Origin of the sequence: Streptomyces gamaensis, from assembly GCF_042656465.1 — a bacterium.
Taxonomy (GTDB): Bacteria; Actinomycetota; Actinomycetes; order Streptomycetales; family Streptomycetaceae; genus Streptomyces; species Streptomyces gamaensis.
On record NZ_JBHSPB010000013.1, the window covers coordinates 182,820 to 196,379 of the forward strand.

At 72.7% G+C, this 13,560-nt stretch carries 9 protein-coding genes, 1 tRNA gene and 1 pseudogene; 8 read left to right on the top strand and 3 right to left on the bottom strand.

The window, feature by feature from the left end:
• The first annotated feature begins 5 nt into the window (after positions 1-5).
• The 7 genes from ACFP1Z_RS21915 to ACFP1Z_RS21945 all read left to right on the top strand — a co-directional run bounded on the left by ACFP1Z_RS21915 (position 6) and on the right by ACFP1Z_RS21945 (position 6,419).
• Positions 6-938 carry a 2-aminoethylphosphonate ABC transporter permease subunit gene (locus tag ACFP1Z_RS21915; RefSeq protein ID WP_390318558.1) on the top strand — a complete coding sequence of 311 codons (933 nt, stop codon included), beginning with the start codon at positions 6-8 and terminating at the stop codon, positions 936-938.
• The gene (locus tag ACFP1Z_RS21920; RefSeq protein ID WP_390318560.1) at positions 925-1,722 is read left to right on the top strand and encodes an ABC transporter permease; all 798 of its coding nucleotides are present in this window, start codon (positions 925-927) and stop codon (positions 1,720-1,722) included. The genes ACFP1Z_RS21915 and ACFP1Z_RS21920 overlap by 14 nt, the downstream gene beginning before the upstream one ends.
• Positions 1,723-1,760: 38 nt before the next feature.
• Positions 1,761-2,831: a 2-aminoethylphosphonate ABC transporter substrate-binding protein gene (locus ACFP1Z_RS21925; protein WP_390318562.1), complete on the top strand. Its 1,071-nt coding sequence runs from the start codon at positions 1,761-1,763 to the stop codon at positions 2,829-2,831.
• Positions 2,832-3,004: 173 nt separating this feature from the next.
• Positions 3,005-3,784: an HAD-IIA family hydrolase gene (locus ACFP1Z_RS21930; RefSeq protein WP_390318564.1), complete on the top strand. Its 780-nt coding sequence runs from the start codon at positions 3,005-3,007 to the stop codon at positions 3,782-3,784.
• 111 nt (positions 3,785-3,895) lie between these two features.
• Positions 3,896-4,510 carry a hypothetical protein gene (locus tag ACFP1Z_RS21935; RefSeq protein WP_390318566.1) on the top strand — a complete coding sequence of 205 codons (615 nt, stop codon included), beginning with the start codon at positions 3,896-3,898 and terminating at the stop codon, positions 4,508-4,510.
• Positions 4,511-4,543: 33 nt separating this feature from the next.
• Positions 4,544-5,218, top strand: a complete 675-nt coding sequence (locus ACFP1Z_RS21940; protein WP_390318568.1) for a class F sortase — start codon at positions 4,544-4,546, stop codon at positions 5,216-5,218.
• Positions 5,219-5,372: 154 nt separating this feature from the next.
• On the top strand, positions 5,373-6,419 hold the full coding sequence (locus ACFP1Z_RS21945; protein ID WP_390318570.1) for a glycoside hydrolase family 6 protein: 1,047 nt from the start codon (positions 5,373-5,375) through the stop codon (positions 6,417-6,419).
• A gap of 78 nt (positions 6,420-6,497) precedes the next feature.
• Here the strand turns inward: ACFP1Z_RS21945 and glxA are convergent, their stop codons facing one another.
• The 3 genes from glxA to ACFP1Z_RS21960 all read right to left on the bottom strand — a co-directional run bounded on the left by glxA (position 6,498) and on the right by ACFP1Z_RS21960 (position 10,931).
• Positions 6,498-8,468 carry a radical copper oxidase GlxA gene (gene glxA / locus ACFP1Z_RS21950; protein ID WP_390318571.1) on the bottom strand — a complete coding sequence of 657 codons (1,971 nt, stop codon included), beginning with the start codon at positions 8,466-8,468 and terminating at the stop codon, positions 6,498-6,500.
• The gene (locus tag ACFP1Z_RS21955; protein ID WP_390318573.1) at positions 8,465-10,420 is read right to left on the bottom strand and encodes a glycosyltransferase family 2 protein; all 1,956 of its coding nucleotides are present in this window, start codon (positions 10,418-10,420) and stop codon (positions 8,465-8,467) included. Before ACFP1Z_RS21955 ends, glxA begins: the two co-directional genes overlap by 4 nt.
• A 437-nt stretch (positions 10,421-10,857) precedes the next feature.
• Positions 10,858-10,931, bottom strand: a tRNA-Lys gene (locus ACFP1Z_RS21960).
• A gap of 1,884 nt (positions 10,932-12,815) precedes the next feature.
• Between ACFP1Z_RS21960 and ACFP1Z_RS21965 the strand changes: the two are divergent.
• A pseudogene (locus ACFP1Z_RS21965) lies at positions 12,816-13,560 on the top strand (hypothetical protein); the annotation flags it as partial.

Sequence of the window (13,560 nt, forward strand, 5' to 3'; positions counted from 1 at the left end):
CCTCAGTGGCAACTCCCGCCGACGGCGCGGCCCTTCCCGCGGCCGCAGACCCCCCTGCACGCGCCGCGCGGTGGGCGCTTCCGCCGCTCCTCGCGCTCGGCCTCGTCTTCCTCTACCCGCTCGCCCTCGTCCTGTGGCAGTCCCTCACGCCCGACGGCGGCGGGCACTCCGTCGACGCCTACCGTGACGTCCTCGCCCAGACGGCCTTCCGTGATGCCTTGTGGAACACCGTGCGTATCGCCGCCGGCGCCACCGCCGGTTCGCTTCTGCTGGGCTTCCTGCTCGCGTTCGTCATCGCGTTCGTGCCGTTCCCGGGGGCGCGGGCCGTCGGACGGTTCGTCGATGTGTTCCTCGCGTTCCCCTCCTTCCTCATCACCCTCGCCCTGCTCTTCCTCTACGGCAGCGTCGGGATCGCCAACGGCCTGTGGACGGGTCTCACCGGCGCCCCGGACGGGCCGTTCGCCTTCCTGCACACGCCGTGGGGCGTGCTGCTCGCGGAGGTCACCTACTTCACGCCGTTCGTGATGCGGCCCCTGCTCGCCGCTTTCTCCCAGGTGGAGACGGCCCAGTTGGAGGCCGCGGCCTCGCTCGGCGCCCGCGCGCCGCGTGTCGTACGGCAGGTGGTGCTGCCCGAGGTGCTGCCCGCGCTCGCGGCGGGCGGCTCGCTGGTACTGGTGATGTGCCTCAACGAGTTCGGCATCGTGCTGTTCACGGGCGCGAAGGGCGTCACCACGCTGCCGGTGCTCGTCTACAGCAAGGCCATCCTGGACGGCGACTACACCGGCGCGTGCGTCGTGGCCGTCGTCAACATCGCGCTGTCGGTGGCCCTTTACGGCTGCTACCGGCTGCTCGTCGCCCGTACGGGCGCCCGTACCGCCACAGCCCGTACCACCGCCCGTACCACCGCCCCCGGAGGTGCCCGCCGTGCTCGTGCATAGCCGGTTCGCCAGGCTGCTCCTGCAAACCGTCTTCCTCGCCCTGTTCCTGCCGGTGTTCGCGCTGCCGCTGCTCGTCGTGCTGGCGGCCTCGTTCGCCACGCGCTGGAGCGGGGCCCTGCCGTCGGGGGCGACCCTCGCGCACTACCGGGACCTCGCCGGGGGCGGCGCCCTGCAGGCCCTGGGCACGAGCGTGCTGACCGCGCTCGCCGCGAGCGTCCTCGCGCTCGCCGCCGGGACCTGGGCGGCGCTCGCCGCGCGCAGGCTGCCGCGGCGCGCCCGCCGCGTGGTGGACGCGCTGTTCGTGCTGCCGGTCGCCGTGCCGTCCGTCGTCGTCGGACTCGCGCTGCTGGTCGCGTTCTCCCGGCCGCCGCTGCTCCTCAACGGCACCCCGCAGATCGTCGTCGCCGCCCACGCCGTCCTGGTCACGGCCTTCGCCCACCAGTCGGTCGCCGCCGCCCTCACCCGTCTCGACCCGGCCTGCGCGGAGGCCGCCGCCTCGCTCGGTGCCCGGCCCGCGTACGTGCTGTGGCGGGTCGAACTTCCGCTGCTGCTCCCTTCGTTGGGGGCGGCCGCCGGACTGTGCTTCGCCCTGTCCATGGGTGAGCTGAGCGCCACGATGATGCTCTACCCGCCCGACTGGCTGCCCCTCCCCGTCAAGATCTTCGCCGCGACGGACCGGGGCGCGCTCTTCGCCGGCGCGGCGCTCGCCGTGGTCCTCATGGCGGCGACGCTTCTCGCCCTCTTCGGGGTGTCCCGCATCCGCAACCGCTCTTCCTGCCGGTGAATCCGCTGAATCCCCCCATTCCGCCCAGGAGTTCGACCATGCCCCGTACGGTCCGTACATCCCGCAAGCACCGCACCGCCCTGCTCGCCGCGCTCACCGTCCTCGCCCCCGCGCTCGCCGCCTGCGGCGGTACGGTCGGCGCCGACGCCCAGGAGATCACCGTCTACAGCGCCGACGGCCTCAAGGCCGAGGACGGCTCCGGCTTCTACGACAAGGTCTTCAAGGACTTCGAGCAGCGCACCGGCATCAAGGTCAACTACGTGGAGGGCGGCTCCGGCGCCCTCGTGCAGCGTCTGGCCCGCGAGAAGTCCAACACCAAGGCCGACGTCGTCGTCACCCTGCCGCCGTTCATCCAACAGGCCGATTCCAAGGGACTGTTGGCGGAGTACCGGCCCCAGGGCGCCGACAAGGTCGCCGACAGCGACAAGAGCCCCTCCGGCACCTGGACCTCTGTCGTCAACAACTACTTCTGCTTCATCTACAACACCAAGGAGCTGAGCAGCCCGCCGAGGACCTGGGACGACCTGCTGGACGCCCGCTTCAAGGGCAAGCTGCAGTACTCCACCCCCGGTGTCGCCGGCGACGGCACGGCCGTCCTGATCAAGGCCATGCACGACCTCGGCGGCAAGGACGCCGCGATGGACTACTTCAAGAGGCTCCAGCGCAACAACGTCGGCCCGTCCTCCTCGACCGGGCAGCTCGCCCCCAAGACCGACAAGGGTGAACTCCTCGTCGCCAACGGCGATGTCCAGATGAACTACGCGAACATGAAGTCCATGCCGAACCAGGGCATCTTCTTCCCCGCGGGCCCCGGCGGGAAGCCGACGACCTTTGCTCTGCCGTACGCCGCCGGTCTCGTCGAGGACGCCCCGCACGCCGCCTCCGCGAAGAAGTTCCTCGACTACCTGCTCTCCGAGGACGTGCAGCGGCAGGTCTCCGCGGTCGGCGGCGGCTTCCCGGCCCGCGGCGACGTCAAGGCCGGTGACGCGAATGCCACCGCCCTCGCCGGGATCATGAAGGGTGTCGAGGTCTTCCCGGTGGACTGGGCGGACATCGGCCGCAATCTCCCCGGATACCTGGACGCCTGGAAGGCGGCGACCGGCAGCTGAGCCCCGCGTCCGAGCCCGCGTCCGAGCCCGCGTTGCCCCGGAATCCGGCGGTCCGCCGGGACGATCACGGGCCGCCGCCCGGCTGACCTAGGCTGGAGAGATCGGCGGCAGCACGACGAGGTGCGTCCGGCGTCCACCGGCCCGCACGGGCCAGCATGGCAGGAGTACCGACTGTGGCAGAGCGCAGACCCATCGAGTCCTGGCTGACCGACATGGACGGCGTGCTGATGCACGAGGGCGTCCCCGTCCCCGGGGCCGACACCTTCGTCAACAAGCTCACGGCCTCCGGCAAGCCGTTCCTCGTCCTGACCAACAACTCCATCTACACCCCCCGCGACCTCCAGGCCCGGCTCGCCCGCATCGGCCTCGACGTCCCGCACGAGTCCATCTGGACCTCCGCCCTGGCCACCGCGCGGTTCCTGGACTCCCAGCGGCCCGGCGGCACCGCCTACGTCATCGGCGAGGCTGGGCTGACCACGGCCCTGCACGACATCGGCTACGTCCTCACCGACGTCGAGCCCGACTACGTGGTGCTGGGCGAGACGCGCACGTACTCCTTCGAGGCCCTCACCAAGGCGATCCGGCTCATCAACGACGGCGCCCGGTTCATCGCCACCAACCCCGACGAGACCGGCCCCTCCACCGAGGGCGCGCTGCCCGCGACCGGCTCCGTCGCCGCCCTGATCACCAAGGCCACCGGCCGCGAGCCCTACTTCGTCGGCAAGCCCAACCCGCTGATGATGCGCGCCGGCCTCAACGCGATCGGCGCCCACTCCGAGACCAGCGCCATGATCGGCGACCGGATGGACACCGATGTGCTGGCCGGGCTGGAGGCCGGGATGGAGACCTTCCTCGTGCTCACCGGGCTGACCCGGCCCGAGGACATCGACCGGCACCCCTTCCGGCCGTCCCGCGTCGTCGACTCCATCGCGGACCTCGTCGGCCTGATCTGAGCCGGACTGATCTGAGCCGCCACCGAACGGAGCAATACCGGTACGCAGCGGATGCGGCGTGCCCGGCGGCGGGTGACTCTCGGAGCACATGCGGCTCCAGGAGGATGCGCCATGAACGCCGTAAAGGTGGCTCCGTTCCGGCTCGCGCTGTGCGCTGTCCTCGCGGCCGCCGCCATGGGCGCGGCCCCGGTGCACGCCGAGGCCGCCGACGGCACCGCGCCGCCCGGCACCCTGGAGATCACGCCCCTGACCGCCCGCCCCGGCGAACAGGTGCAGCTGCGCGTCACCGGCTGCGCGGGCGAGCGGGCCACCGCCGTCTCCGACGCCTTCGTCACCGACGCGAAACTCGCCAAGGACGCGCGCGGCATGTACGCGGAGACCACCGTCAGCTCCACCGTGCGCCCCGGCAGCCACCCGGTCCGCGTCCGGTGCGCCGACCGCGGCACCGTGCCCGAGGGCCGGCTGCGCGTCGCCGCCGGGCCCGCCGACGCCCGTACGGACTCCGACGCCCGTACTGACGCGGGCGACCGCCCCGCGCCGGGCACGGGCCACCGGAACGGCCCGGCCGCGGGCTCGCCCGTGGCCCCCGTGCCCGCCGGAGGCGGCGGCGCGGCCCGCGCGGACGGCGCCCCCGGCACCCCGGGTCTGATCCTGGCCGGCGGCAGCGCGCTGATCGCCCTCGGTCTCATCTGGCACCGCCGCCGCGGCGAAGCGGCCCGGCGGTAGCCGGGAGCCGGCGGAAGCGGAAGGCAGCACAGCATGCACGGGACGTACGAACCACGCGCGAGCACCCACGGCCGGCTGCTGACCGGCCTCGCCTGGGCCGTCCTGCTGATGGCTCTGTGGCTGTGGGGCCGGGGCGCCACCGAGGGGCAGCACGCCACCGACGCGGGCCCGACCGCCGGTGATGTCGCCGCCGTCGGCCGCCCGGCCGCCGGCCCGCTGCCCCCGGCCCACGCTCCGCTGCCGCGCTCCCGCCCGAGGACCCTCACCGTCGCCGCCCTGGGCATCAGGGCCCCGGTGGAGGAGCGCGGACTGGACCGCGGTGCCGTCGACCCGCCCCCCTACGGGCGGCCCGGCGCCGTGGGCTGGTACCGGGGCGGGCCCCAGCCCGGGACGCCCGGCGCCGCCGTGCTCGTCGGCCACGCCGACACCGACCACGCCCCGGCCGTCTTCTACGACCTCGGCAACCTCCGGCCCGGGCACACCGTCACCGTCGGCCGCGCCGACGGCAGCACCGCCGAGTTCACCGTCGAGGACGTCTCCGTCCTCACCAAGGACCGCTTCGACGCGGCGAAGGTCTACGGCCCGCACGAGCGCGGCCGCGCCGAACTGCGCCTGATCACCTGCGGTGGCCAGTACGACCGCGCCCGCGGCGCGTACGACGCCAACATCGTCGTCTCCGCCTACCTCACAAGGACCGGACATGTCTGACGCCACGCGTCCGCCAAGCGGGCGACGCGCCCCTGGGCCAGCCCCTCGCGCACTGACGGCGGGGGTGAGGTCTGTGCCAGCATGGGGGCGACCGGTCTGTCCCGTGGGGGAAGGGGAGGACCACCCCGCAGGAAGTACACCCAAGGGGGAATGGATGTACGGCACCACCGGCCGCACACCTCGCACACGCAGGGCCCAGGCCGGGCCGGGGGCGGCGCTGGCGGCGCTGCTCCTGCTCGCCGGCTGTTCCGACTCCTCCTCCGCCTCCCCGCCGCAGGCCGGGGGCCCGCCCCAGCAGGCGCCCGTCCAACAGCCCAGGTCCAAGGACCCGTTCTGGGTCAATCCGGACGGTACCGCCGCCAAGCGCGCGGGCGAGCTGCGCCGCGACGGCAAGGGCCACGACGCCGAACTCCTCGACAGGATCGCGGCGCAGCCCGTCGCCGAGTGGATCGGCACCGACAACCCCGAGGGCCAGACGAAGGGGTTCACCGAGGCCGCCGCCAAGGCCGACCGCGAGGCCGTCCTCGTGCTCTACAACATCCCGCACCGCGACTGCGGCCAGTACTCGCAGGGCGGCGCCGCCGACGGCGACACCTACCGGGCCTGGCTCGACAAGGCGGTGCGCGGCATCGGCGACCGCGGCGCCCTGGTGGTCCTGGAGCCGGACGCCGTCCCGCACATGGAGGACGGCTGCACCCCCCAGCAGTTCCACGAGGAGCGCTACGCGCTGCTGAAGGAGGCCGTCGGCAGACTCAAGTCCCGGCCGCACACCCGGGTCTACCTGGACGCGGGCAATCCCAGCTGGGTCAATCCGCCGGAGCGGATGGCCGAGCCGCTGCGCCGGGCCGGTATCGAGCAGGCCGACGGCTTCGCGCTGAACGTCTCGAACTTCCAGACCACTCGCGCGAACAAGCGCTACGGCCACCGGCTCTCGGAGCTGCTGGGCGGCAAGCACTTCGTCATCGACACCAGCCGCAACGGCAATGGCCCGAAGTCGGGCGGCGAGAACGACAAGGCGTGGTGCAACCCCTCCGGCCGGGCCCTCGGCGAGCCGCCCACGACGCACACCGGTGACAGCCGGACGGACGCCTATCTGTGGATCAAGCGGCCGGGGGAGTCGGACGGCACGTGCAAGGGCGGCCCGGAGGCGGGCCAGTGGTGGGAGAGCTACGCGCTCGACCTCGCGCGCAACGCCCGTTGACGGAACGCTGATGAACGCTGACCGGGGCGGGCCCCTCGCGGGCCCGCCCCGGTCGCGTCCTCGACTCCCGTCCCTGGCTCAAGACTTCTCGCCCGCCGTCGGGACCTTGATCCACACGGCCTGTGAGGGCACGCCCTGGCCGTCGTCCACCATCAGCATGTACCAGCCGGGCGGCACCAGGGACGGGTCCTTGGGCAGGGTCACGGTGATGCCGTCCGCGGAGCGCGTGAAGTCCAGCGCGACCGACCGCTGTTCGATGTTCGTGACGTGCGTGAACGAACCGGGCCGGATGAGCCGGGCCTTGGCGATGTCCGCCGGGCGGGACGTGCGGTAGCTCGCCCTGCCGCCGAGCTCCACCGTCCTGGACCCGGTGTCCTTGATCTCGGGGCGCGAGGGCTTGAACAGATACGGCGGGGTGTACAGGTCGATCTGCTGCTGGAAGGTGCCGGGCCGGGTGTTGTCCTTGTCGCCGAAGAGCGAGTCGGAGCCGAAGGTCATCACCCGGCCGTCGGGCAGCAGCAGCGCGCCCGAGTGGTAGTTGCGGCCCACCAGCGGCTCGGCGACCTCCCGCAGGGCGTTGCTGCGCGGGTCGTAGATCGCGGCCTTGAGGACGTCGGAGTCGCCGCGGCCGCGGTAGTCGCCCGAGCCGTTGGTGGTCAGCACGGTGTCGTCGGGCAGGATCACACTGCTCGGGTAGCGGACCTTCGCGTACAGCTCCGGGCCGTCCGTGAAGCGCGGCCGCGCGGCGTGCAGATCGACGATCCGGGTGCGGGCCGTGGACTTCTTGTCCTCGCCGACCCCGCCGCCGCCGAGCACCATGTACCGCTGGTCCTGCGCGGGCGGCAGCAGCACGGACATCGAGGTCTCCAGGGAGTCCGGGTCGCTGATGCCCGGCACCTCGGTGAACTCGTTGCTCTTGAGGTCCCACAGCCCGGGTGTACGGCCCTGGTCGGCCGGACCGTAGCCGGCATTGGAACCGGTGTAGAAAACGCGGTCCTTGTCGGTGAGGAAAAGGGCCGGGTAGGTCGGGAAGAAGCGCTGCTCGGGCAGATACGACCACTTCTTGGTCTTCGGGTCGTAGATCTCGTTCTTGCCCGGGACGACCTGGCCGATCTCGTCCAGACCGGAGACCGAGAGCACGCGCCCGTCCTGCAGGGTGGTCAGGGTCGGATACCAGCGGGCCTCGTTCATCGGGTCGACGGTGATATAGCGCTCGGCGACCGGGTCGAACTCGAAGGCGTCCTTGATCCCCTGGAAGTCCTTCTTGTCGAAGGAGAGTTTGTTCGCGATGCCGTAGACATTGCGGGAGTCCTCGCCGCCGAGCCCCTCGACCGTGTAGTTGTCGGTGACACCGGTCTCGTACTGGGAGCCCTTGCGCAGCGCCTCCACATACACCCGGGCCGTACTGGCGGTGACCATGACACGCTGACTGCCCTGCGGCTGCTCCTTCTTGGCGCGGGGGACGAGCACGGGGTCCTTGGACTCGAAGGTCCTGCCGTTCTGCTTCCCGGTGAAGCGGGTGCCCGCCGGGAGCGTCATCGGCTTGTCCGGATTCTCGTTGTGGACGACCATCAGCCCGCCGGCCTTGCTGACGTCGCCGCCGAGCTTCTCGTAGCGCTGGGTGCCGCCCGCCACCAGGAGGCGGCCGTCGGGCAGTTGGGTGTGCCCGGCGCAGAACAGGTCCTTGGGCGTGGGGATGTTCTTGAAGGTGTTCGTCGCCGGGTCCCACAGGACCGTACGGAAGGTCTTGGCCGCGAAATTACGGGCGTTGTTGCCGGAGCCGGCGACCAGCAGCACTTTCCCGGTGTGCAGCAGTGCCGCGTGAATGGTGTTGATGCGGTACTGCTCGGGGACGTCCACCACGTCCCAATGGCCGTTGCGGGCCTTGTAGTCCGACTGATTGATCGTGTAGTCGTGGTAGGTGTCCGAGGCGTATCCCCACAGCGCGGGACCGTTCATCCCCGCGAGGGCGAGCACGACCGCCGAACCGATCGCCAGGCGACGGGTCCGGCGGCTGACCAGGTGGCGCGGCTGTCCCGGCTGTCTCATCGACCGGCCTCCGCGGGCCGCGCCGGCGTGTGGCGCACCGTCCACCACCAGGCCAGGACCGGCGCGACGGTGATCGCCAGCGCGAGCCCCGCCCAGGTGCGCATCGCCACATGCGTGTGGCCGAGGAAGAACGAGGCCACGAGGGACCCCCCGAAGACCGCCATGAAGAACAGATGGATGCGGAAGGTGCCGAACAGGGTGTCAGGGCTCGCGGAGTCGCCCTTGGGCGTCACCACGAACGAGCTCTTGCGGCGCAGCACCGCGTCCGCCAGCGAACGGGCGTAGACGGGCGCGGAGAGCGCGGACATCACCATCCCGGCGAGCCCCCCGGAGCCCTCCGGCTCGTGCGGCGAGACATTGTGCCGGCGGTTCCAGACGTACAGCCCGATCTGCAGGGCGGCGGCGTCGCTGTAGAGCATCATCCAGACCTCGGAGTCGATCTGGATCCCGGAGGCGCCGAAGCCGAGGAACAGCGCGCAGCTCAGCGCGCCCAGCAGCCAGTTGAGCGCCGTCATCGGGTAATAGATGACCATCAGCGAGTAGTTGAGGAGCCTGCCCGGCGGAAGGCTGAACGGGGCCCGCCAGAACTGCTTGACGATGGTCTCGTAGGTGCCCCGGGACCAGCGCAGTTGCTGGGTGAAGAAATCCGTCCACGAATTGGGGCCCTCGCCGACCGCCAGCACGTCCGGGGTGTAGACCGAGCGCCACTTCCTGCCGGTGACCGGATTGCGGTGCCGGTGCAGTTCGAAACCGGTGGCCATGTCCTCGGTGATCGAGTCGTACAGGCCCCCTATCCCCTTGAGGGCGCTGATCCGCACGGCGTTGTTGGTGCCGACGAACATGGGGGAGCCGTAGCGGTTGCCGGCGCGTTGGATCAGGGCGTGGAAAAGGAACTGCTGGCTTTCTGCGGCCTTGGTCACGGCCGCATCGTAGTTCCCGTACACCTGTGGTCCAACGACAAACGCGACGTCGGGGTCACGGAAGTAACCGAGCATTCTTTCGAGGAAGTTGGGCAGCGGGACATGGTCCGTGTCCACCGACGCGAAGAAGTCGTACTCGTCGCCGTGCGCGTCGAGCCAGGCGTTGTAGTTCCCGTGTTTCGTCCTCGCGCGGTGCGGGCCCTTGGGCTGATTCCATTTCGCGACACCCTTGCGCGTGAAATGCCGCACGCCCAGCCGCCGGCAGACCTCCTTGACCTCCGGGTCGTCACCCTCGTCGAGCAGCCACACGTCCAACGGGCCCCGGTGGCGCAGCCGCACGGCGCCCTCCAGGGTGCGCGTCACCATCTCCAGCGGCTCCTTGCCGGGCACGAAGGAGGTGAGGAAGGCGACCCGGGTGCCCGTCTCGGGCACGACCGGGACCGGGTCGCGGGCGACCAGCGTGGCATGGGCGTTGGACGCCACGTTCAGCGTGCGGAACAGCTCGATGAGGCCGATCGACACCAGCATCACCGAGTCCAGCACACGCATCGTCGGCGTCGCGTTCTCCCGCTGTGTCCAGTGGGAGGGCTGCATCAGCCACACCAGCAGCCCGACCGAGACAACCGGGGCGGCGCCCAGCAGCAGCGCGCCGATCACCCGGTGCGTCTCCTGCGCGAGAAGACTGCGGTAGCGGACCCGGTAGGGCTCCTCGGGGCCGGGCTGGGTGAGCGGGCCGGCCAGCCGGCTGTAGTGCTCGTAGTCGTAGCGCGGGCGTCTGCGCTCGCGCGGCGGATCGGGTGGCGGACCCTCGGCCTCCGGGGACGGCGGCCGCGCCTCCCCGGGCGGGCCCTCCTGCTCCGGCCGGCCCGTACGGCCCGGCTGCCGGGGCACGGACACCGGCAGGCCGGAGAGCCCGGCGAGCCCGGAGAGGCCGGCCAGACCCGGGCCGCGTGGCTTCGCCGGGCTCGCCGGGTGGGCCGGGGATGGCGGATGCAGATGCTGCTGCCGGGCGTCGGCAGGCGTGGATGTCATGAGCTCTGTCCCCCCGCACGCGGGCTCGGCCGCGTGTGTCCTGGTACGCGGGTCCTTCTCACGGCCCCCCAATGGCCGCACGGACCTCTGGGCGCCGGCTCCCCACCGGCACCGCCCAACTCATAGGTCACACAATGATGTTGGGCCGTCGCTGTCGGCCAAGGATCTCGGACGCAGCGTCATGATCGCAAGGGTGAAACGAGGTGTTTACCGGGCAAAGCGGTGCAGCGAGCGGACTCGTATGCGAATGCGCCGGAAGTGATCGAGGGTGGGCTCGCAGCGGCGTGAACCGCTCGCGAACCGCTCGCGCGCGAGTACGGGGTCGCGTGGGCGGGGTGCGGGCGCTGTAGACGATGCGGGGCGCCTCGTCGTGTCTCCGGAAGGTGGGCGGAAACGCCGGAAGCCCCCATCTCGCGATGGGGGCCTCCGGCTGTCTGTGCGCCGCCAGGGACTCGAACCCCGGACCCGCTGATTAAGAGTCAGCTGCTCTAACCAACTGAGCTAGCGGCGCCTGCTGACAGAGAAAACTCTACCCGATGTTTGAGGGTGCTCCCGACCACCTCCATGGCCGCTCCCGGCCACGGGCTGTCCCCCTGATAGCGGAACGGGGGAAGGCGCCGTCAGGGCCGGAAGTCCTGGGCGGGCCGGTCCTTTGTCCCCGGATTCCGACTGCGCGGCCACCAAAGAGGGTGTATGTCGCATATGTACGGGCGGTTGTTCCGCCGGTACGGCGCGAATGACGGAAGGCGGCAGCGGAGTGGAGCGAATACCGGATACACCGGCTTTCACGGATTCCCTCGCGGAGTCCGTCACCGGGGGGATACCCGGGGACTGCGCGTGCGAGCGGTGCCGGGCGGCATCCGCGTCCGCGTCCGCCGACAGTACCGGGAGCGGCCCCCGCCACCGCTGCGCCCTGCGGGGCGCACTCGTCTTCGCCGTCGGCGCCGTGGTCCTGGCGGGCACCGGCACGGTGTCGCCCGCGTCGGCCTTGCCGGGGGGCGGAGGGGGAGGGGCTGACGCCGCGCAGGAGCGCGGTGCCGTTCTCGACGGCGGGGCCGAGGACGGCGGGCGCGGGTCGGCTGACGGCGCCGCCGTCGGGGCGCGCGCGGTCGCCTTCCGCGCCGGGGGCGGGGGCGCGGCCGCCGCCCAGGACCGGGAACGCCCCCAGGACGACGAGGGCTCCGGGACCCCCGGCCACGCCCGTGCGACTGACCAGGCGCCCGGACCGGAGCGCCCTGCGGGCCCCGACGGTCGGCCCGACGCGGCCGACGCCCGCGACCCGGATGGGCCCCGCCGGGCCGAGCAGCCCGCCGCACCGGATCGGCGGGTTGCCCCGGACCACCGTGGCCGCCCGGGGAAGCCCGACGGCCCTTGGACCGGGGCCCGCCCTCAGGGTCCGGGCGGCCCGTCCGCTGCGGACCGGCCTGCGGAGGCTGAGCGTCCGTCCGGGGCGGGCCGTCCCGGAAACTCCGACGGACTTGAGGCCGAGGTCCGTCCTCAGGATCCGGACCGTCCGTCCACGCCGGACCGCCGAGTCGACCTGGACCGGCCCGCGGGGTCTGAGCGTCCCTCCGGCCCGGGCCGTCCCGGAGACCCTGATGGTGCTGAAGTGGGGTTGCGTCTTCAGGGCCCGGGCGGTCCGTTGATGTCGGACCGGCGGCCCGGCCCGTCCGCTGTGGACCGGCCCGAGGGGTCCGAGCGTCCCTCTGGGGCGGGTCGTCCCGGGGACTCCGATGGTGCTGAGGTGGGGATGCGTCTTCAGGGACCCGGTGGCCCGTTGATGTTGGACCGGCCTGCGGGGTCCGAGCACCCGTCCGGGGCGGGCCGCCCCGGGGATTCCGACGATCCTGACACCGGGGTCCGTCGTCAGGGTTCGGACCACCCGTCCGCCGTGGACCGGCCCGAGGGTTCCGAGAGTCTCTCTGGGGTGGGTCGTCCCGGGGACTCCGGTGGCCCTGAGGCCGGGGTCCGTCCTCAGGGCCCGGACCGGCCTGCGGGGTCCGAGGGTCCCTCCGGGGCGGGCCATCCCGGGGACTCCGATGGCCCCGAGGCGGGGGTCCTCCCGCAGGGTCCGGGCGGCCCGTCCGCGTCGGAGCGGCAGCCCGACCCGTTCGCCGTGGATCGGCCTGCGGGGTCCGAGCCTCCCTCCGGACCGGGTCGTCCCGGGGACTCCGGTGGCCCTGAGGCCGGGGTCCGTCCCCAGGATCCGGACCACCCGTCCGCCCCGGACCAGCCCCGTGACGCCGACCGTCCGCACGCCCCGGACCGGCTGGGCGACCCCGACCGCCCGGCGGCCCCGGACCATGGCCGCGACCCCGGCCGCCCCCACAGCGCTGACGCCCCCGGGCACGCCGACCGCCCGCACCGGCCGCACGGCCAAGGCCGCCCCGGCCGCGTGGACGGTCCCCGCGATCCGCGCCACCCGTACGACGCGGACGGCTCCGTGGATCCGGACGGTCCGTACGACCCGGACGGCGCCGAGGACGCGGGCGGCCCGCACCACCCGGCCCGCCCCGGTGACCCGCACCGGCCGCACGGCCCGCTGGTCCCCGTGTACCCGGACAGGCCGCGCCGCCCGGACCACCGCCGTGAACCGGAGCGCCTCCACGGCCACGGCCGCCCCGGCTACGCGGATCGTCCCCGCGACCCGCACCGCCCGTACGACGCGGAGGGTCTCTGGTACCCGGACCGTTCCACTGACGCGGATCACCCGCGTCGCCTGGACGGCCCCCAGGACCCGGGTTCCGGGTACGACCCGGACCGCCCGGACCACCCGGACCGCCCTGGTGCCCCCCACCGCCCGCTCGCCTCCGAGTACCCGGACCGTTCCACTGACGCGGATCACCCGCGCCGCCCGGACGGCCCCTACGACCGGGACCATCCGTCCCGCCCCGGCACCCCGCACCGCCCGTACGACCCGGACGGCCCCTACGACCCGGACCGCCCGTCCCGCCCCGGCACTCCCCACCGCCCGCTCGCCCCCGAGTACCCGGACCGTTCCACCGGCGCGGACCACCCGCGCCGCCCGGACGGCCCCTACGACCGGGACCATCCGTCCCGCCCCGGCACCCCGCACCGCCCGTACGACCCGGACGGCCCCTACGACCCGGACCGCCCGTCCCGCCCCGGCACTCCCCACC